Here is a 20,711-nt window from a genome sequence, read left to right on the forward strand (position 1 = left end):
ACCCCGTGCGCCGTTCGCTGCACCACCGGCCCATGCGTCAGCGCCTGCGCCTGCTGTGCACATCGATGCACACGGCCACCAGAATCACGCTGCCCTTGACGATGAGCTGGTAGAAGTAGGGCACGCTCATCAGGTTCATGCCGTTGTTGATGACGCCGATCATCAGTGCGCCGATGAGCGTGCCGACGATGGAGCCGTGGCCTCCGGCCAGGCGCGTGCCGCCCAGCACGGCGGCGGCGATGGCGTCCAGCTCCCAGCCCATGGCCGCGTTGGGCTGGGCCGAGTACAGGCGGGAGGTGAGCAGCAGGCCGCCTACGGCCGCCATCAGCCCCGACAGCATGAAGATGGCGATCTTCAGCCGCCCCACGCGTATGCCTGCATAGATGGCCGCCTCGGCATTGCCGCCTGCCAGATAGGTCTTGCGGCCGAACACGGTGCGCGACAGCACGAAGTGGTTGGCAGCCAGCAGCGCGGCCAGTATCCAGATGGGCACGGGCATGCCCAGCAGCTCGCCATTGCCGATCCACAAAAAGGCTTCGCTGTCCACCGGCTGCGGCATGCCGCCCGAGACGATATAGGCCAGCCCCCGGAAGATACCCATGGTCGCCACCGTCACGATGAAGGACGGCAGATGCAGCAGCGCCGACAGCGAGCCGTTGAACGCGCCCAGCAGCAGGCCGCACAGCAGCACGGCGGGCAGCACCAGGGCAGGCGCCAGGCCCTGGCCCAGCATCAGGCCGGCCGCGCTGCCGGCCAGGGCGACCACCGATCCCACCGAGAGATCGATCTCGCCCAGCAGCAGCACATAGGTCATGCCGAAGGCCACGATGGCGATGATGGACACCTGCAGCAGCACGTTGAGCAGGTTGCCGGCCGTGAGAAAGGCGGGCGACAGCAGGGAAAACAGCGCCACCAGGCCGGCCAGGCCCATGAGCGTGCCGGCATGGCGCCGCAGCGGCTTGCAGGCATGCCGCCAGCCATGCCTGCCGTCATACCGCCGGTCGCCGGGAAGGCGTTCTTCGGGCGCGCCCGTGGCGGGGAGGCCCAGGTCGGAATGGTTCATGGCAGTCCTGCTCCGGTGGCGTGCGCCATCACGGTCTCCTGGCGCAGATGAAGGGTGTCCAGGCTCTGGACCAGGCGCTTGTTGCGCATGACCAGCAGCCGGTCGCTCATGGCCAGTGCCTCGGGCAGTTCCGACGACACCAGGATGACGGCGGTGCCGGCCGCTGCCAGCTCGCGGATCAGGGCGTAGATCTCGAACTTCGCGCCCACGTCGATGCCGCGCGTGGGCTCGTCCAGCACCAGCAGCCGGGGCCGCATGGCCAGCCATTTGGCGAACACGATCTTTTGCTGGTTGCCGCCCGACAGCTGGCGCACGGGCTGGTGCAGGCCGGCAACGCGTATCTTCAGCCGCTGCACGCAGGCGCGGGCCAGCGATTGCTCGGCGGCCTCGTCGGTGAGCAGTGCGCCGCCGCGCCCGCTGTGCACCTGCACCATGCAGATGTTGTGCTGCACGGACTGGTCCAGCACCAGGCCTTGTTCCTTGCGGTTCTCGGTCACGAAGGCCATGCCCTGGCCGATGGCGTCGGCCGGCGAGCGTAGGCGCAGCGGCCGGCCGTGCAGGAGGATGCTGCCCGTGCAGCGGTGCATGCCGAACAGCGCATCCATGACATCGGACCGGCCCGAGCCCACCAGCCCGAAGAAGCCCACGATCTCGCCCGCGTGGACCTCGAAGTCGATGCATTCGAAGCGCCCGGCCAGGCCCAGCCCGCGGACCTGTAGCAGGGCGCGCGTGCTGCGGTCAGGGGCGGGGCCGCGCGGCGGATAGATGTCCTGCATCTGGCGTCCGACCATGAGCGCGATCAGCGCCCCGATGTCGGTCTCGTCCCGCGCCAGGGTGCAGATGGAGCTGCCATCGCGCATGACGGTGATCTCGTCGGAGATGCGCATGATCTCGTCCATGCGGTGCGAGACATAGATGATGGCGCGCCCCTCGGCCTTGAGGCGGGCGATGAGGGTGAAGAGAATCTGCGCCTCGCTGTCGCTGAGCGAGGACGTGGGCTCGTCCATGATGACGATGCGCGCGGGCTGGCACAGCGCCTTGGCGATCTCCACCAGCTGGCGCCGGGCCAGGGACAGGTCGGCCACCTGCGCGTCGGGGTCCAGGTCCATGCCCAGTCGGGCCAGTAGCGCGGCGGCGTCGCGGCGCAGTGCGCGGCGGTCCACGCAGCCGGCCCGCTGCGGGAGGCGCGCGGCAAACAGGTTGTCCGCCACGCTGAGGTTGGGCGCCAGGCTCAGCTCCTGGTGAACGATGGCGATGCCGTGGCGCTGCGCATCGCCGGGGCTGCCGAGCCGGGCCTGGGCGCCGGCCACCAGCAGCTGTCCGCCATCGGGCCGGTGTACGCCGGCCAGGATCTTGAGCAGGGTGGATTTGCCGGCCCCGTTCTCGCCCAGCAGCGTGTGCACCGTGCCTGCGCGCAGGCGGAAGGAAACGCCTTTGAGCGCCTGCACGGCGCCAAAGGATTTGGCCAGCGCCCGGGCTTCGAGCATGGGGGGCGGCGCAACGGCGTCGAGCATGGCACGGCCTGGGCGGCTGTGTGCAGTGGGGCCTGGCATGGCGGGCTCCGCAGGTTCATTTACCTGGCGGCAGCCGTGTACACGCCGGGCAGCACGGGGTGGAGTTTTTCCACCGGCTTGCCCGACAGCAATTGCGCGGCAAGGGCCACGGATTGCAGTCCCAGCTGGTCGGGGTACTGGCGGATCACGCCCACGAAGGCCGGTTCGCGGTCCACGGCTGCGCGGGCCTCGGCCATGCCGTCAAAGCCCACGATCTTCACCTGCTCCAGCTTTCTGGCGGCCTTGACGCTGGCCAGCGCGGCCAGGGCCGCATCGTCGCCAAAACCGAAGATGCCTGCCAGGTCGGGGTGGGCCTGCAGCATGTTCTGCGATGCGGACAGGGCCTCGGCGCGTGTGATGCCGGGTTGTACCGAGACGATCTTCATGCCGGGGAAGGCCGCGATGGCCGACTTGAAGCCCTCCACGCGATCGACCACGGACTGTATGGACGGGTAGTGCAGCACCCCGATCTGGCCCTTGCCACCCGTGGCGCGGGCCATGAGCTGGCCGGCGAGCACGCCGCCGGCGCGGTTGTCGGTGGCTACGTGCGAGGCCACTTCCACCCCGCTGGCCGCAATGTCCACGGTGATCACGGGAATGCGGGCGGCGGCAGCCTTGAGCACGGCGGCCTTGACGCCGCGTGAATCCACGGGCGACAGGATGATGGCATCGACCTTCTTGCTGACGAAGTCCTCCACATCGGAGATCTGCTTGCCCAGGTCCTGGTTGGCAATGCTCAGGTCCAGCTTCAGCCCCTGCCGCGCGGCTTCCTGCTGCATGGCCTGGGCCAGCTCCAGGTAGAACGGGTGCTGCTGCGTGAGCAGGGACACGCCGAGGGTGCGCGCGGGGCCGGGGCCCGGCTGTGCAAGCACCGGGCTGGCCGGCAGGCCGAATGTGAATGCGCCGGCCAGCATGCGCCGGAGAAACGTGTTGCGGTCCATGGCGGTCTCCCTCCCTCTGTCGTTGTGGAAAAACTCAGCTTCTGGCGAACTCGATGCGGCCCTCTGCCTTGTGGGTGGCCTGCAGCCGGTGGCGTGCCAGCAGATCGAAGGCGCCGGGCTCCATGTCCTGGTGCGCGCACAGGCCGTCGAGTTGAGCGATGTCGCAGACCGGGTGTCCGCCCGAGGTGCTGTCCAGATCCAGTGCCAGCGCCACGGCCTTGGCGCTGTGCTCCACGGCTGCCGCGTACAGCCGCGCGGCGCCCGGGTCGCGGCACAGCAGGCGGTTGCGCTCGTCGATGCCGCAGATCTCGAAAAGGCAGATGTCCAGCGGCCGGCCGCGCAGGCCCGTTTCAGCGCCGGGGCCGATGAGGCAGGGCTCGTCGCCGGCCAGCGAGCCGCCCGTGACGTGGATGGCGCAATCGAGAAACTGCCGTGCCGTCGCCACCATGGACAGGTCGTGCAGCGTCAGCGCAATGCCCTGGCGGCTGGCCAGCAGCGGCAGCACGCGGTGGGTGATGCGGCCACCGCCAAGAAAGACGGACGCATCGTCTTCAATCCAGCCCAGGGCGCCCTGGGCCACCTGGGCCTGTGCCGGGCCTTGTGCGGCGGCGTGGGCGCCGGGCAGCTCGGCCGCCGTCTTGAGCAGGGCCGGGTTGTAGCGCGCTTTGCCGAAGGCGCGCACCACATAGCCCTGCTGCTCCAGGTAGTGCAGGTCGTTGCGGATGGTGACGGTGGAGACGCCGAAGAGCACGCTCAGCGCCTCGACCCGCACCTCGTCGGTCTTGCGCGCCAGCTCCACGATCTGCAGCCTGCGCTTGAGTGAACTGTTGCCTTGTTCCTGCATGGATTCTTTCGATTCGAAAGTTTTATATTTCGTATCGAAAGTTTCCCTGCACGCAAAAGCTGCGTCAAGCGCACCCAGGGTATTCACCAGGGATTGCCTGGCCTGGAAGGTTTACCGGCTGGCCGCGCTCAGGGGCACGACCACGGGCCGCTGCAGCTGAGACGTCCAGGCCCGGTAGGTGCGGTGGGCCAGGGCGTGCAGCACGGGAATGCGCAGGTCCAGGTGGCGCAGGATCTCGCTCTCGGTCTGCGCCGCGGGGCCGCGTGCGCGCAGCAGCTCGTCATGGCCTTCGGCGCACCAGGCAGCCACGCTGGCGGCAGTCACCTCCATGTGGCCCTGGAAGGCCCAGTGCCGACCATGTCGAAAACCCTTGTTCAGGCAATGGCTGCCGTACATGGTGCGCACGGCGCCGCGCGGGATCTCGAAGGTGTCGTAGTGCCAATGGAAGATCGTGGCCTCGCGCGGCAGGTCCATGAGCTGCTGGGCGGCAGCCGTCACCCAGATGCGGCTCCAGCCAATGTTGGGGCAGGGGTTGCGCCAGACCCTGGCGCCCATGGCGCGCGCCAGCATCTGCGCGCCGAAGCAGTGGCCGAGCACGGGAACGTCATGCCGCAGCGCGTCGGCCAGCAGGGACTGTTCATCCTCCATCCAGGGCAGGCCCTCGTTGACGCAATGGTTGCTGCCCAGCACCACGATGCCGCTGTAGTCGGCGGCATGCACAGGGGCTCTGCCATCGAGGGCGGGCTGCAACATTCGGTAGGGAATGCACTGCTGCTCCAGGTGTTCACGCAGAACGCCGGGGCCCTGGGTGGATTCGTGCTGGAGGATGGCGACAGGTCTCATGGCGGCGCGGCTTCATCGGGAAGCCATTTGTTGTGAGGCCTTGACTCTAGGGACGGCTGCCTCAAGGGCGGATTGTGTTTGCGCACAACGCCATCAAGGCCGCATCAAGGCCGCCCCATGCCTTGCGCAGGCCCAATGCAAAAAGGCGCCACGGCCGTGGCGCCTTTGATGGTGGCAACTACGTCAATCGTGGTGCCGCCCGGAGCACTGCGGGCCCGGCTGCCTGCCACGGCGGCGCAGTCCCAGCGCCGCCGCGCCCAGCAGGAGCAGGGAGGCCCAGGCCCCGCCCACGGGGATGGCTGCGACGGAGTCGCTGCCTGGGGCATCGCCCGCGCCAGGCGTGGTCTTGATGGTGGTCGCAGTGCTTGAGTCGACATCGCCCGTCGCCTGGGTTTGGGTGACCGTGATGGTCACCGATCCCTTGGGCAGGCCGCTCACGTCCGTGGCAGGAGTGGTCCAGTGGCCATTGCCATCGCAGGGCACGGTCACCACTACGGCCTTGGGTGCCGTGCCGATGGTCACCGTCACGCTGCCACCGCCGGCCGTGCAGGTGCCAGAGAGGATGTAGCCGCCCTGGTTGCCCGCGTCTATCGGGGGAGGATTCACTACCGTGACCGAGGGCGTGGTGGGCGGCGTGGTATCGACCTTGGTGACCGTGGCATCGGCCGTGCCCGAATTGCCGGCGGCATTGGTCTGAGCCACATGGATGCCCACCGTGCCCGCAGGAAGTGCGCTCACGTCGGTGGCGGGGGTGGTCCAATCGCCATTGCTGTCGCAGGGCGCAGTGGCCACCACCGCGTCGGGCGCCGTGCCTATGGTCACCGTGACGTTGCCTGCGCCGACTGTACAGGTGCCAGAGAGGATGTAGGCGCCCTGGTTGCCGGCATTGATCTGGGGCGCGGTGCCCACTGTGACCACAGGCAGCGTGGTGTCTGCCTTGGTGACGGAGACATTGGCGGTCCCTGTATTGCCAGCCGCATCGGTCTGGCTGGCCTGGATGGGCACCGTGCCCGCAGGCAGCCCGCCCAGGTCGGTGGCGGCAGTGGTCCATTGGCCGTTGCTGCCGCACGCTGCGATGGCTTCCACGGAGTTGGGCGCCGTGCCGATGCTCACCCTGACATCGCCATCGCCGGCCGTGCAGGTGCCCGAGACGGTGTAGCCGTGCTCATTGCCGGCATTGATCGCGGCTGCGTTGACTACCGCGACCACGGGTGCCGTCGTGTCCGTGGCTGCGGCTGTGGTCTCGGTGGTGATGACACTTCGCGTGCCGGTGTTGCCGGCCGCATCGGTCTGGATGGCCGTGATGTCCACCGGACCCTGGGGCAGGCTGGCCACATTGGCAGCCGGTGCCGTCCAGGCTCCGGCTGCATTGCAGGCCGTCGTCATGGCCACGAACTTTGGGGCCGTGCCGATGGTCACCTTCACATTGCCATCGCCCGCGGTGCAACTGCCTGCGACGATGTAGGCGTCCTGGTTGCCTGCATTGATCACCGGGGACGTGGTGATGTCTACCGCAGGTGGCGTGGTATCCCCTTCCACTGCGGTGCAGTCGGCAAGCGAGGCTTGCGAATGGCCGAAGACGAGGTTGACGTCGGCGAAGGTGGGTATTTTTGCGCCAATGCGCAGGGCATTGACTTCCATTCCCCCATCCACGGGAGTTTGCTCATTGAAAACGATTTCCAGGATTCCGGCATTCAGTCCGGTATTGGGGGATGGATTCAGTGGAATTGAGATGGGGACGCCGAGCACGGAGATGCCCAGATTCTCGATGGTCGCGGCCCCGGTGGGCTGGACGGCGCCATTGACGCAGGTTGCCTGCACTTGGGACTGCAGCACATCGGCCTTGATGGCCACGACGCCAGCGATTGACAGGTTGACGTCGCTGATGCCTGCGGTTGTTTCAACGCGGTTTTGCGCCAGCGAGCTCCCGGTGCTTGCCGAAAGCACCCCCGCCTTCAATGAAATCAAGCTGTCGGTGGCGGTCCCGATGTCTGCAGCAAGCATTTTCCCGGAGACATTGAACGCCGGCGGCGCACTTTGCAGTCCGGTATCTACCAGCGGGATATCCAGCCCGAGGTCTACCAATGAAACGCCGGCCTTCGCTTCCAGCGCATAGCCGCGACCTTGCCCTGCCGAGGCGGCCCATGCGGTGCCACCCGTCCCCAAAACGATTGTGCAGCTGGCTGCCATTGCCGCCGTAAAGCCGGCCAATTTCCGTCGATTCCCCGTGCCATGCTTTTGCATTCCATCGCCCTTTCATGAGTTCCTGAATTGAATGACCATCAAGCCGATGAATGGCTTGCCTGTTTTCAAAATCGGAATCTAAAGGGTTGATTGGGTTCTGTATCGATTTTTTTGATGGGAATCGGATTTTCAGAGTCGTCTTAGGATTATTGAATAAATGGGATTTATCCTAGGAATGGGTTATTTGAGATCGGATGTTTCTGATTGATTATGAAAATACCGTTTTTCAAGAGCTTCTGAGAAGTGTCCTGACCTGGCTTTCAAGGCGGTTGGCATGCCCCCGCTGTTTGTCCTGCGCAGCAATTCGCCTGTGGCCTTGCGGCAGGGTTGGACAGGTGCGGCCCAGCACGCCGGGGGCGCAGCCGGGGTGCGTTACGGCTTGGGTGATTGCCTGCCCAGGCGCAGCTCGCTGACCAGCACTCCGCCCACGATCAGCACTGCCCCCAGGATGGCCAGCCCCGGCAGCCGGTCGCCGGCCATGCGTCCCACGATGCCGGCCCAGACCGGCTCGCTGGCATAGATCACGGTCGCACGCGTGGGCGACAGGGACTTTTGGGCCCAGTTCATGGTCAGCTGGATCAGGATGCTGGCGCAGGCCATGGCCACGGCGGCCGTCAGCCAGATCCACGAGAAATCCGGCACCGACTCGCCAGCCACGGGCATGGCCAGCAGCGCCATGGTGCCGGCCGCCAGCAACTGCACCGTGGTCACGCGCCGCGCATCGACCTTGCCCGCGAAATGCCCGATCAGGAGCACCTCGGCCGCAATCGCCAGCGTGCTCAGCATGGTCGCCATCTCGCCCACGTTCAACTCCATTCCCCCGGACTCGGGCCCCGCCACCAGCACCAGGCCCGTGAAGGCCAGGCCGATGCCTATCCAGCTCATCAATCGCGGCGGCTTGCCCATCACCAGCCATTGCAGCAGAGGCACGATGGGCACATACAAGGCGGTCAGAAACGCCGACTTGCTGCTGCTGATGGTCTGCAGGCCGAAGGTCTGCAGGCCATAGCCCAGAAAGATGCTGGCGCCGATGGCCGTGCCTGCGACCAGCTCGGTGCGCGTGAGCCCGGCCATGACCTTGCGGAACACCAGCAGCCCGATCAGACCCGCCGTGACGAAGCGCAGGCCCACAAAGAACAGCGGCCCGCTGTGCTGCATGGCCAGGTGGACCACGAGAAAGGTGCCGCCCCAGACCATGGTGACGGCAATGAGGGCAAGCTCCTGCCGGCTGAGCAGCGGCGTGCGCGAACTGTGAGAAGATGACGTGTGCAACATATTGCGCAGATCATATGAGAAATATATTGCACAGCGCTGGCGGGCGCTCCGATGTCCTGGCTTTCGTCAGCGAAAACCTGCGCCGCCTTCGCCAGCGTGCAGGACTGAGCCAGGCGGCCCTGGCCGAGGCCGCAGGCCTGAGCCGGCGCATGGTCGTGCAGCTGGAAGGCGGCGACACCAATATCAGCCTGTCCAGCCTGGATCGGCTGGCCGATGCGCTGGGCGCCAGCTTCATAGAAATCGTCAGCGACCCGGCCGCGCAGCGCCTGCGCATGAACGCCATGGCCTGGCGCGGCACCCGGCCCGAAAGCCAGGCCATGCTGCTGGGCAGCGTGCCTGCCACGCGCGAGGCTCAGCTGTGGTCCTGGTCCCTGGGCCCCGGCGAACGCTACCAGGCCCAACCCGACCCGGAAGGCTGGCATGAAATGATCGTCGTGGTCGAAGGCCGCCTGCTGGTGGACCTGAGCGAAGGCCCCATGACCATCGAGGCCGGCGACTACGCCATCTACGGCAGCGCCCAGGACTACGCCTACATGAACCTGCACGAAGGCGTGACGCGGTTCATTCGGAATGTGATTTCCTGAGGGCGCTGCAGCGGTCTGTGCCGTGCTTTGAGCAAGGTACCGTCGTCAGTGAAATGCGGTGGCCTGCGGTGCCACTTCAGACTGGCCGTTGAAGAAATACACAAGATCGGATGCAGTCATGACGCGGCCGTAGTAGGGGTTGGACTGCGTGCCTTCCAGTGACCTGCCCGAGCGACGTGCAATGGCTGTCGCAACGCTCATGTCCAGATCATCACCGTCCAGGCCGAGCTCTTCCTCAAGCCGGTCGGATCCGCGGACAGGAAAGCTCTTTTGGTAGCTGAGCAGTTCTTCCTGAAGCTGTTCATACACAGCGCGGATTACCAAAGGATCTGTGCTGCGCAAATCGAAGGAACGGGCGAAGCCGCAGATCGACTCGCCGTTGCGGGTGGCGGCAAGCGCCTGCAATCTGGTTTTCTCGCGGTTGTTCGACCATGCTCCGCAACTGACCAATGCAGTGACTGTGAGAGCTGTGGCAGCCGGATGAGCCACGGAAAGAGTGCCTAGGGCGCACGCCAAGATTGCAATGAGGCTCCAGAAAGCCAAGCGCTGCAAAACGCCGGGCACGGTGCCCGGTACCGTGCGGGCGGGCGAGGGAAGCTGTCGGCGAGAAGATCTGCGCATGGAGAGAATGCAGCCCGTGAACGGATGCAGGAAGAAAACGATTCTTCGTGGCGATCATAGATGCTCAGCGGCTGGGCGCAAGGAGGCATGGATTGCCACAGGCGATGGCCCCAGCCCATGCACCCTTGCTGCCGTCCCTCTGAACAACGCCTTGTCTCCCATACACCGGCTATGGAATGCTGCCGACCTTGCAGGTGCGCCGTCCTTGCAATTTCGCTCTTTGCTCTGTATTCCTGGGGTTGATACCTAATGTCTAAGCATGTATAGACAACTAAAGTCATCCCATACCAAGGAGATGCAAATGAGGCGAGGCAGACTTTTCCGGGGCTGGTACATCGTGGGCGCCGTCCATGTGCTGCTGGCGCTGATCTTTGGCGCGGCCTATTCGTTCGGGGCGTTTTTTGCCAGCATTCAGACCCAGTTTGGCGCCAGTAGTTTTTCCACGGCCTCCATCTTTTCCCTGACTGCCCTGATCTACTACGGCGTGGGCGTGTTCTCGGGGGCCTGGAGCGACAGGACCTCGGTACGCACCGTCACCTCGGCCGGCATCGTGCTGCTGGCGCTGGGCTTTGTGGCCAGCAGCCTGCTGTCCTCATCGCCGGTGCTGTTCCTGGGCGCCTTCTGCATTCTGGTCGGCCTGGGCGTGGGCCTGGTGTATGTGCCCGCCGTCTCCACCATTGCGCGCTGGTTCGTGCTGTGGCGCAGTTCTGCCTCCGGCATCGCGCTGGCGGGCACCGGGCTGGGCACGCTGCTCGGCCCCGTGGTGGCGGGCGCACTCATGGAGCACCTGTCCTGGCAACTGACCATGCAGGTATATGCCGCAGCCATCGCACTTACTGGCCTGGCGGCGGCGGCGGTCCTGCGCGGCCGGCCTGAGGAGCTGGGGCTGCATCCCGACGGCGTGCCGCCTTCGGGTGACCCTGCCGCCGGGCAGTCCGCCCAGGGCATGGACCTGGCCCAGGCGGCGCGGCAGGCCCGTTTCTGGTGGTATTTCGCGGCCATCTTTCTGGGCTCCATCGGCCTGTTCCTGGCGCTGATCCACATCAACCCGCTGGCACGCCAGCAGGGGTTGTCTGTCGCTCAGGCCAATGGGCTGATCGGGCTGATCGGCGTGGGCAATGTGCTGGGGCGCCTTGCGCTGGGCCGGCTGGGCGACAGGATGGGGGCGCTGCGTTTTCTGCTGGTGCTCACCGTGTCCCTGGCAGTGCTGTGCGGGCTGTGGGCCATGGCGCGAGGCTTCGTGGCACTGGCCGGTTTCGCGCTGGTGTTCGGCGCGGCCAACGGCGGCTGCATCGCGCTGTATCCGGCTGTCGCCGCGACCTGGTTCGGCACGCGGAACCTGGGTGCCATCCTGGGGGCGCTCTATGTGGCGGTCGGCATTGCTGCCGTGGCTGGGGGCAGCCTGGCAGGCTGGCTGTTCGATGTCTGGGGTGGCTATACGCCATCCATCCTGCTGGCGGGTGGCAGTGCCGCGCTGTCGGCTCTTGCGGTGTGGCGTGCCGAATGCGCCGGGCGTGATGGCAGGGGCTGACAGGCAGGCCCGCGAACCAGATGGCTGCGGGCCCGGGTATGGAAAAGCCGATGCCCTGGGGGCGTGCCTGAGAAGTATTGAGAGGGAGGGAGGAGAAAGACCTCAGGCTCGGCGGAAAGCGGATGCCGTCAGTATGCCCATCAAAGCTCGAAAAAGCTCTATGGCGAGCGGCTCGCACGGATGGCCGCAGCGTGATCGATTTTGAGGACGCAGTGGGCCTGGCCACGCTATGTCGAAGGCTGCCGGTCACGCCAATCTTGCGCCTGTGAGAAGCTTCTCTGTGTGATGTCGATGTGGGCTGGTGCGTGGAAAGGCGATTGCCTCCAGATCAAGACATCTTCGTTGTCGCAGGGGCGCTGCGGCGTAAATCGCAGATCATCGGGTAAAGAGCTATCGGGAGCAGGAAGTAGGTCAATAGATATCTGTATTCCCCGGCGCTGGAGAAGAGAAAAATCGCGAACAACTGCAGAATTAGAGAAGCATAGATAACCAGATGGTCGGCCTTCAAGCGTTTCCATGCCATTATGGTGGCAACAGCCAGCATGGCCATGCCGAAAAAAGGTGACCAGAGAATAAACCTGTATTTCCATGAAATGGAATTGAGAAGGGTGATCCATTTGCTAAGAAATGGAGGGGGCGACAGCTCTGAATAATAATCCTGGAAATTCTTCAGAACATAGCTCTTTGTCTCTGCCGTGGGAAAGTGGCCATCAGCCAAGGCGGAAACCATAAAGACATTGACCCGGCTTGACAGGAATGCGGGAATATTGTGCCAGAGATTGTATCTGGAAAACTCCTTGATCAGGATCTCCTTGTCCTCTGGGAGTATTGTAAGAACGTTCGGTGAGTTCGGTTGGTGTACAAGAGAATCCCAGTAGTCTCGATCGTACCAATCGTTGAATTTCTGAATGCCACCGTATTTTTCAAGTACTTCGACGGTGGTCTTGGAGACATTGTATGCAGGCAGGCCGAAGGCCACGGAAAACGGGCGTGGTTGAACAAAGTTGGCTGTCTCGAAAATAACCAATGGATAAGTGGCCTCTTGTGGCTTTCCTGCTTGATGCAGAGTCAGGAACGTGGATGTCAGAGTCCAGAAAATGCCGATTGTGGCGATAATGATGCGGCCGAATCGATCTGTTTTGAATAAAAGATATATAAAAGGTATCAATAATACTATCCCATTCGACCTTGCGAAGATGGCGAAAGGCATGCATAGAAAAATAACGAAAGCGGAGAAGGATGTGACTTTAGAACGCCTCAGGCATATCCATATTTCGAAGATAAATCCAATTCCGCAAATGGCAAATGGTCCGTCCGGGTAGAGCATCCCGGAAAAGTTCAGGATGTGAGGTGTTGCAACAAAGAAAGCAAAAAATATGGCAGATCGCAGTATTCCGTGGTTATTGTAAATGTAGTGGATTATTCTGGAGAAAACGAATGCAGAAACCATCATCTGCAGTGTTGTGATCGTGCCAATACTGCTGTTCAGTGCCAGTGCCAGCTTGATAAAGCCTATCCATATCGCTGTTTTTCCAACCGATATATTTCCTGTTTTATCTGTTGCCTCCATCAAGGCGGCCATGCTGTCATTGCCCAGATTTCCTGGCCAATTGCCATATATCCAGATCCCATAGATAAGAGATATCAATGAGAATATCGTAAGGAAACCTTTGTATTCTCTATGGGTGGTTGTTTTTTCTCTCAAGATAGTGCAAGGTTATCGAGTGATGCTCACGGCATCTTACACCCGCTCTGCATCTGTGGATCTCTATGCACCTGATTTCCGTATTTTCATCAGCATCGACTTTGATGTTCGGGTAATCCATCAGATCCAAGTGCTCTTTCTGTGGTTGACGCAAAGCAATTGGCCGTGTCAATGGTCTTGAACAGTCCATGCGAATTGCTTCACTGTTGGAGACGAACAAGCCCAATCCCGGCCGGTTGGTCTTGGTTCAAGACGTATCGTCGAAAGTCTGTGGGCCTTGTGCCAATACGCCGTGGTCGTGTTCTCGGCAGTAAGGCTTGCCTGCAGTGCAGTGCAACCGGCTGATCGGCATGGGCAATGTCATTGGGATCCTGCTGCTGGGCCGAGTGGGCGACAGGATGGGGCGCTGCGCTTTCTGATGGTGCTTTCCGTGTGCTTGGCCTGGCCTTGCTGTGCGGGCTGTGGGCCCTGACACGGGCTTCATCGCCCTGGCCAGTTCGGCACTGCCAACGGCAGCTGCATCGCGCTGTATCCCTGTATGGCCGCGACTTGGTTAGGCTCGCGGAACCTGAGGGCCATCCTGGGGGTGCTCTATGTGGCGGTCGGCATTGCTGCACCGACCGTGGCCGGTGGGCACAGGAGTAGGCCCGCGAGCCGGGTGATTGCGGGCCTGGGTATGGAAAAGCCGATGCCCTGGGGGCGTGCCTGAGAAGTATTGAGAGGGAGGGAGGAGAAAGACCTCAGGCTCGGCGGAAAGCGGATGCCGTCAGTATGCCCATCAAAGCTTAAGAAAAAGCTTTATGGCGGCGCTGTTTTCGGGAATCGCCGCCTTGCTGCAGCCTCTGCGCTGAGGGGGCTCGGGCTCTGGACGGCAGGCCCTGGCTCTTGCGAGCCAGGGCCTGCCGTGCTCCCGGGCGGCCCGCGTGTCAGCGCCGGGCCGTGAACACCTTCCTGCTGCGCAGGGCCAGGCCTCCCAGCAGCCCGGACAGCATTGCGAGCGCCCATCCACCCAGCGAGGGAATGGCCTGCGCGCCTCCGGGTGCCACGGCAGCCACCACGGGAACGAACGGATCGCTGACGGAGCCCGTGGCCGGGTTGGTATCGCCCAGACCGTTGTCGGTGATGGTGTAGCTGACCGTGGTGCGGGCAGCGTTCAGGACCACGTTCAGCGAGGTGGCTGCATTTGTGGGGTCGAACCAGCCTCCTGCTCCGTCGGGCTTGCGGAACTGCACGTCCACGGGCAGCGGGCTGGGGTAGACCAGGGTCATCGTCACGGCGCCCGTGCACTGCTCGGCCGTGAAGGCGAATTGGCCGTTGGGCGCCTGCAGGCCTGGCGGTGTGGACGCTGCAGGGCCGAAGCCGCCGGTGGCCTGCAGCGTGCAGGTGGCACCGCCGCCGGACAGCGTCGCTGTTGGCGTGCCGGACATGCCGGGCACGCTGCCTGGTGCGCCCACCAGCTCCAGCTTGCGCGGCGTGGCTTGTACCGCTGCGGAGTCCGCGCTGGTCTGTGCGCCGTTGGTGGCCTTGACGGTGAAGTTGTAGACAAATCCATTTGTCAGACCCGTCACGACGATGGGCGATGCCGTGCCCGTCTGCGTTGTCACGGCGGGTGCACCGGGTGCCGCCACTGGCGTGGCGGTCACGGTGTAGCCGGAGATGGGTGCACCGCCGCTGCCCACGGAGGCCGTGAAGTTCACCGTGGCCTGGGCGTCTGCGGCAGTGACGGTGCCGATGACGGGGATATCAGGCGCGATGGCGTTCACGGCAAAGCTCTGCGTGACCTGGGGTGCGGCGCCGATGGCGGCATCGCCGGCCTGGTCGGCTGCAATGGTGCAGGTGCCTGCGGTCACGAAGGTCAGCGCGCCTGTAGGAGTGACGGTACACACGCCCATGGTGGACGAGGCGAAGGTCACCGGATAGCTGGCCCCTGCGCTGGAGCTGGCCGCCAGTGTCGGCGTGGTGCCGAAGTTCTGGGCGCCGGGGTTGGCAAAGCTGATGGTTTGCGTGGCCTTGGGCGTTACCTGGTTGGATGTGGCCGAGGGCGTGCCGGTACCTGCGGAGTTGGCGCCGGTCACTGTGAAGGTATAGGCCGTGCCGTTGGTCAGGCCGGGCACGGTGATCGGGCTGCTGCCCGTCGCCATGATGCCCCCCGGGTTGGATGTGGCGGTGTAGGTGACGGCTGCACCCCCCGTGAAGGCGGGCGCGGTAAAGCTCACCGTGGCCTGGGCATTGCCGGCCGTGGCCGTGCCGATGGTGGGCGCACCGGGGGCGACGGCGTTCACGGCAAAGCTCTGCGTGACCTGGGGTGCGGCGCCGATGGCGGCATCGCCGGCCTGGTCGGCTGCAACGGTGCAGGTGCCTGCGGTCACGAAGGTCAGCGCGCCTGTCGGAGTGACGGTACACACGCCCATGGTGGACGAGGCGAAGGTCACCGGATAGCTGGCCCCTGCGCTGGAGCTGGCCGCCAGTGTCGGCGTGGTGCCGAAGTTCTGGGCGCCGGGGTTGGCAAAGCTGATGGTTTGCGTGGCCTTGGGCGTTACCTGGTTGGATGTGGCCGAGGGCGTGCCGGTACCTGCGGAGTTGGTGCCGGTCACTGTGAAGGTATAGGCCGTGCCGTTGGTCAGGCCGGGCACGGTGATCGGGCTGCTGCCCGTCGCCGTGATGCCTCCCGGGTTGGACGTGGCGGTGTAGGTGACGGCTGCACCCCCCGTGAAGGCGGGCGCGGTAAAGCTCACCGTGGCCTGGGCATTGCCGGCCGTGGCCGTGCCGATGGTGGGCGTACCGGGCGCGACGGCGTTCACGACAAAGCTCTGCGCGACCTGGGGGGCGGAGCCGATGGCGGCATCGCCGGCCTGGTCGGCTGCAACGGTGCAGGTGCCTGCGGTCACGAAGGTCAGCGCGCCTGTCGGAGTGACGGTACACACGCCCATGGTGGACGAGGCGAAGGTCACCGGATAGCTAGCCCCTGCGCTGGAGCTGGCCGCCAGTGTCGGCGTGGTGCCGAAGTTCTGGGCGCCGGGATTGGCGAAGGTAATGGTCTGCGTTCCCTTGGGGACGACGGTATTGGTCGTGGCTGCTGCGCTGGTCAGGCCGGCGCCGCTGGTGGCCGTGACGTTGAAGCTGTAGCTGATGCCATTGGTCAGACCGGGCACGGTGATGGTGCAGGCTGTCGGCCCCGTGCAGTATCCGGTCTGGCCTCCGCCCCCGCTGGCCACTGCATTATAGGTGGAGATGGCCGAACCGCCGTTGCTGGCCGGGGCAGCGAATGTGATGGAAGCCTGGGCATTGCCGGCCGTGGCCGTGGCACCCGTGGGAGCACCGGGGGCCACCGGCACGGCGACCGTGTGAGTCCCGCCGCTGCTGAAGGTCGCAGGCGGCCCGTTGCCCACGCTGTCGGCGATGTTGGTGCTGCCGTTCAGGTTGGTCTTGAGGGTGCCGGTGCCCGTGATGCCCGAAACGTTGACGTTGACGGTGCTGCCCGTGCTGGCCGAGACACTGGATATGGTGCCTGAGGCCGTGCCCGTGCCGATCAGGGTGAAGTCGTCGGTGGAGATGTTGGTGACTGGCTTATTGAAGGTTACCGTGAACGCCACGCTGGCATCGCCCGGGGCTGGCGAGCCGCTGACGGCAATGCTGCTGACGACGGGGATCAGGGTGTCCACGGTGGCGTTGGAGCTGCCTGTCGTGGTGGTGATGTTGCCGGCGTTGTCCACGGCGCTGATGCTCGCATTGAGGTTGTTTCCTGCAACCCCAGCCGGCAGCGGGTGGGTGGCTGTCCAGATCCCGGCGGCGTTGGTGGCCGGTATGGCCACCGGGCCGTTGAAGGCGGACAGGTTGATGGACACCGCACTGATGGTGTCAGTGTTGTTGTCGCCCGCAGCAGTGTTGTTCCACTGGGCGATCACGGTGTCACCGGCCTTGAAGACGCCACCCACGCCCGACGCTCCCGACAGGGCGATGTTGCCAGGGGTGACGACAGGGGCGATGGTGTCTACCGTGGCATTGGTGGTATCGGCCGTGGTCGTGCTGCCGCCGGCATTGGTGGCCGTGACGCTGACGTTGCGGTTGGTGGCGTCGATTGAGCCGGCGACGATGGTATAGGCCGCTGTCCAGACGCCGCCGGAATTGGTGGCCGTGACCGCTGAAGGCCCGCCGAACTGGCTGAAGTCCACCGTGACGCCGGTGATGCCGCTATTGTTGTCGCCGCCGGCGCTGTTGTTCCAGCTGGCGGTGACGGTGTCATTGATCTTGTAGGCGCCACCGGTGCCGGATGCGCCTGAGATCGAGATGCGTGCATCGGTCACCGTGGGCGCCAGGGGGGTGTCGATGGCGTTGGCGATGGTGAAGTTTCTGAACTCCAGGAAGGCCGTCTCATTGGCAGCGCAGGAACCGTCGCAGTCAAAGTACAGCTTGAAGCCCTGCAGCTTCACCCCGGCGAAGGCCGCCAATTGTGCGGGGCCGAACATGAACGCCTCACTGCTGGCTCCAGCGGAGTTGACGGTGGCCGATTGGATGGTTCCGCCGCCGTGGACCGTTCCCACGATACGCAGGTTGGTGAATTCGCCCGAACCAAACTCACCGGCGTTCAGCCCCGTCAACTCGAAGGCCGTGGTATTGGAGCCGTCGGCTTTGACATACAGGTAGTGGTTGAGGTTGTCGTTTGCCGCATTGGTCAGCATGTAGGAGATCCCTCCTAAATAGATTCCGACCTTGGGAGTGGATCCGTCGCCGTTCCCTGCGGTCAGGCGGAAGTCGGTGGTACTCAGTTGTGGCGACAGTGCTCCCGACCATCCTGCGAAATTCCGGGTTCCATCGGCTGCGACCAGCACCTCGGAGAAGTCCGCCCTGGCCTTGTCCGAGAAAGCCACCGGGGTGTCGATGTGGCCGCGCTGGATCTCCAGGGTCCAGTCCGCTCCCAGGGCCGGGCTGCCGGTCGGATTGCTGGAGGCAGCGACATCAAGCCCCGTCTGCCGATGGACGATGTCCAGCAGGGCAGCCCCCTTGTCGCCGGCCGCCAGATCGCAGCCGTAGAACAGCAGGTCGCCGCCTGCGCGCACTGCCTGGCGCAACGCGGCCAGCGCCGACGGCTGCTGCAGGACGCTGTCGGAGGTGACACGGCTGCTGCCCAGCTGCAGTTCGCCATCCCAGGCGTGCGAGACCACATGGACCGCGGCCAGTTCGCGGTAGTTGCTCAGGGCGGCGGCCAGCTGAGGGATGCCGGGCCGCGATGGATCGATCTCCACGGCCGCCACGCCGGGCCTGAGCCCGCTGTACAGGGTGGCCTTGTCGGCCACCGACCCGTCGATCACCACCAGTTCGGAGATGGCCGCAGGATGAACGATGTCCAGGCCTGCCGCATCCGTGGCCGCCGGGGGGCGATGGGGCTTTGCATGGTGGGGCCTGTCGAAGGCGCGGCTGGAGGCATCGAGCTGCAGGCGCGCATGGCGCCCCGGCTGGTAGCCGCCACGCATCAGGTATCCGCCGGCCGGTGTGGCCGCCGCATGGGCGGCAAAGGGAAACAGCAGCGAGGAAAGGCCGCTGAGCAGGGCACGGTTCATGGGGTCTCCTCCGGTATGAGTCGTTTCTGGGTGTCTGCCCTGCGCGGGGCGATGATGCCTGCCTCGGTTCCCGCCTGGTCCTGCCAGAAATCCATGTCCTGGTACTTGGCGAACAGGTCGGGAGGAAGAATGCTGCGGCGTGCCTTGAAGGCCACTTTCCTTTGGACGTCGTGCAGGCCCTTGACGCCAAGGTTCAGGTCGAACTCGTTTTCGGAGTACTCGACATTGTCGAAATCGTGTGCGAAGGCGGGTTCGCCGAGGAAACGGTAAATGAGTTCCAGCGTGCGCCCGGGATGCTGCGTGAGCAGGTCATAGTCCACCAGCAGCAGGCGCTCGGACAAGGGGCCGTAGTAGGCTTCCTTGAGCGCCGTCCAGGCGCCACCCACCGCGCCGGCCGCGGACATCATGGTCTCGCAGCGCGAATACACCGTCTGCCGGCTGGCGGCGTTGAACATGCGGCTGTAGTCGAAGGGGTTCTTGCGATGGATGAGCTCGAAGCTGTCCATGACCCAGGCGGGATTGCGCACGCAGCAGACCACCTTGAAACCCTCCACCAGTTCGGCCAGCTGGTGCAGGCGTGCCGTCCACTGGCGGTTGGTGTCGAAGATCACCGGCTGCGGGATGTCGGCGTAGTAGGCGTCGATCAAGGCCCGGCACATGGTCTTGCGCCGGGCCTCGTTGAAGAAGGGGTAGGACTCGCTGCCGGCGCCCATCTGCTCCAGGACACTGTTGAGCAGCCCCGCCACGGGACTGCTCATCGCGGCATGCATGCGGGGGTTCTGACGCAGGATGCCCGCGAGCAGAGTGGAGCCCGAGCGCGGCAGGCCGGAGATGAAGTGCAGTGTGCGGGGCATGGCGCCGGCTGTACTCAATTGCGTGGCGGGAAAATCCCGTCCGAGATCGCGATGCAGTAGCTCAGTGCGAGAAACGGTTGCCGGTTTTCGTGGGCCGTGGAGCCGCCGCTGGGACCCAGTGTGGTGGGCGCCAGGGTGGTTGAAGGGGCCGCCACATTGGCCTGCATGTAGCGGACCACGCCGGAGCCGCCGCGCGCGTCGAAGCCCAGATAGCAGCCGGTTTCCGGGGATGCCTTGGTTCCCGCATTGTTCAGGCCGATCACCGCATGGTTGTGCGTGGGCATTTCGTCCTGTATCAGCGTCACGGAGTTCGATCCCGCTTGGGTACCTATGGGCCAGTTGGCGTTGGGATCCATCCCCAAGGGCACGCCGCCCTGCAGGTTGGGCAGGCCAAAGGTAGTCTTGCCATCGCCGCCATAGTAGGTACCCAGCAGGGCGAACAGCGCCGAATACCGCTGGATGGGCATCAGTTGGCCGTTGCACAGTGCCCAGCCACGCGGGGCAAAGTAAAAGGCGAATTGGCGGATTTCTCCGAGGTAGTAGTCCATGTGCCTGGCCTTCAGTTGCTGCTTGGGAAAACGCCGTAGAGCGCGATGATGTAGTTGACTGCCGTGCTGCGCATGATGTTGCTGTGCGGCAGGGTGGAGCCGGACAGGGTCACGCTGTTCGGCTTCATGCTCTGGGGGAGGGCGCCGCTGCTGGGCTTGGGCAGATAGAAATTGTCGGTGCCGTTTTGCGCAGGAACCAGGTCCGGCGCCGGCTGCGAGGCCGTGGCGGCCGAGGTGCTGGCACGCAGGTCGTGGGTATGGGCGGGCATATTGTTCTGGAGCAGCGTCACCTCCGCGACGCCGAATTGCTCGCCCATCACCCGGTTGGTCAGGCCCGGGCCCTGCCCCTGGCCCACGGGTATGCGGGCACGCAGGTCGGGCAGGGCGAAGGTGTTCTGGCCGTCGCCCCCGTAGGTGGTGCCAATCAGCGCGAACAAGGTGTCGTATTGACTGATGCTCAGGATGGCGCCATTGCACAGCGCCCAGCCTGCGGGTGCGAAATTGCCCCCGAAAAGACGTATTTCACCGACAAAGTTGTCCATGGTCT

15 protein-coding genes are annotated in these 20,711 nt (G+C 64.6%); 2 read left to right on the forward strand and 13 right to left on the reverse strand.

What is annotated here, in order from left to right; all coding sequences use genetic code 11:
* Nucleotides 1–37: 37 nt before the first annotated feature.
* From ACN20X_RS15155 to ACN20X_RS15185, 7 genes are all read right to left on the reverse strand, one after another.
* The gene (locus ACN20X_RS15155; protein ID WP_016454650.1) at nt 38–1,063 is read right to left on the reverse strand and encodes an ABC transporter permease; all 1,026 of its coding nucleotides are present in this window, start codon (nt 1,061–1,063) and stop codon (nt 38–40) included.
* Entirely contained in the window at nt 1,060–2,616 is a 1,557-nt protein-coding gene (locus tag ACN20X_RS15160) for a sugar ABC transporter ATP-binding protein (protein ID WP_473209542.1), read from the reverse strand. Before ACN20X_RS15160 ends, ACN20X_RS15155 begins: the two co-directional genes overlap by 4 nt.
* 20 nt (nt 2,617–2,636) lie before the next feature.
* Nucleotides 2,637–3,557 carry a substrate-binding domain-containing protein gene (locus tag ACN20X_RS15165; RefSeq protein ID WP_151019788.1) on the reverse strand — a complete coding sequence of 307 codons (921 nt, stop codon included), beginning with the start codon at nt 3,555–3,557 and terminating at the stop codon, nt 2,637–2,639.
* A gap of 34 nt (nt 3,558–3,591) precedes the next feature.
* The gene (locus ACN20X_RS15170) at nt 3,592–4,401 is read right to left on the reverse strand and encodes a DeoR family transcriptional regulator (RefSeq protein ID WP_047475096.1); all 810 of its coding nucleotides are present in this window, start codon (nt 4,399–4,401) and stop codon (nt 3,592–3,594) included.
* A gap of 111 nt (nt 4,402–4,512) precedes the next feature.
* Nucleotides 4,513–5,244 carry a type 1 glutamine amidotransferase gene (locus ACN20X_RS15175; protein WP_016448076.1) on the reverse strand — a complete coding sequence of 244 codons (732 nt, stop codon included), beginning with the start codon at nt 5,242–5,244 and terminating at the stop codon, nt 4,513–4,515.
* Nucleotides 5,245–5,427: 183 nt separating this feature from the next.
* Nucleotides 5,428–6,885 carry a hypothetical protein gene (locus ACN20X_RS15180; RefSeq protein WP_473209543.1) on the reverse strand — a complete coding sequence of 486 codons (1,458 nt, stop codon included), beginning with the start codon at nt 6,883–6,885 and terminating at the stop codon, nt 5,428–5,430.
* 975 nt (nt 6,886–7,860) lie between these two features.
* Nucleotides 7,861–8,763: a DMT family transporter gene (locus ACN20X_RS15185; RefSeq protein WP_016448074.1), complete on the reverse strand. Its 903-nt coding sequence runs from the start codon at nt 8,761–8,763 to the stop codon at nt 7,861–7,863.
* A gap of 14 nt (nt 8,764–8,777) precedes the next feature.
* On the opposite strand from ACN20X_RS15185, the gene ACN20X_RS15190 reads away from it, so the two are divergent.
* Entirely contained in the window at nt 8,778–9,347 is a 570-nt protein-coding gene (locus ACN20X_RS15190) for a helix-turn-helix domain-containing protein (RefSeq protein WP_016448073.1), read from the forward strand.
* A gap of 45 nt (nt 9,348–9,392) precedes the next feature.
* Here ACN20X_RS15190 and ACN20X_RS15195 read toward each other — a convergent pair whose 3' ends face one another.
* Nucleotides 9,393–9,968 (reverse strand): hypothetical protein, encoded by a 576-nt coding sequence (locus tag ACN20X_RS15195; RefSeq protein WP_016448072.1) that lies wholly within the window; start codon nt 9,966–9,968, stop codon nt 9,393–9,395.
* Between the two features lie 301 nt (nt 9,969–10,269).
* On the opposite strand from ACN20X_RS15195, the gene ACN20X_RS15200 reads away from it, so the two are divergent.
* Nucleotides 10,270–11,499: an MFS transporter gene (locus tag ACN20X_RS15200; protein WP_016448071.1), complete on the forward strand. Its 1,230-nt coding sequence runs from the start codon at nt 10,270–10,272 to the stop codon at nt 11,497–11,499.
* Between the two features lie 328 nt (nt 11,500–11,827).
* On the opposite strand, the gene ACN20X_RS15205 is transcribed toward ACN20X_RS15200, so the two are convergent.
* The 5 genes from ACN20X_RS15205 to ACN20X_RS15225 form a co-directional block, all read right to left on the reverse strand.
* The gene (locus ACN20X_RS15205; protein ID WP_016454644.1) at nt 11,828–13,081 is read right to left on the reverse strand and encodes a hypothetical protein; all 1,254 of its coding nucleotides are present in this window, start codon (nt 13,079–13,081) and stop codon (nt 11,828–11,830) included.
* A 1,049-nt stretch (nt 13,082–14,130) separates the two neighbouring features.
* On the reverse strand, nt 14,131–18,762 hold the full coding sequence (locus ACN20X_RS15210) for a DUF4347 domain-containing protein (RefSeq protein WP_473209544.1): 4,632 nt from the start codon (nt 18,760–18,762) through the stop codon (nt 14,131–14,133).
* The gene (locus ACN20X_RS15215; RefSeq protein ID WP_016450612.1) at nt 18,759–19,616 is read right to left on the reverse strand and encodes a sulfotransferase family protein; all 858 of its coding nucleotides are present in this window, start codon (nt 19,614–19,616) and stop codon (nt 18,759–18,761) included. The genes ACN20X_RS15210 and ACN20X_RS15215 overlap by 4 nt, the downstream gene beginning before the upstream one ends.
* 14 nt (nt 19,617–19,630) lie before the next feature.
* Nucleotides 19,631–20,164, reverse strand: a complete 534-nt coding sequence (locus ACN20X_RS15220; protein ID WP_016450613.1) for a phage tail protein — start codon at nt 20,162–20,164, stop codon at nt 19,631–19,633.
* A gap of 11 nt (nt 20,165–20,175) precedes the next feature.
* Entirely contained in the window at nt 20,176–20,706 is a 531-nt protein-coding gene (locus tag ACN20X_RS15225; protein WP_016450614.1) for a phage tail protein, read from the reverse strand.
* Nucleotides 20,707–20,711: the final 5 nt, after the last annotated feature.

The organism is Delftia sp. PX-1, assembly GCF_055797465.1.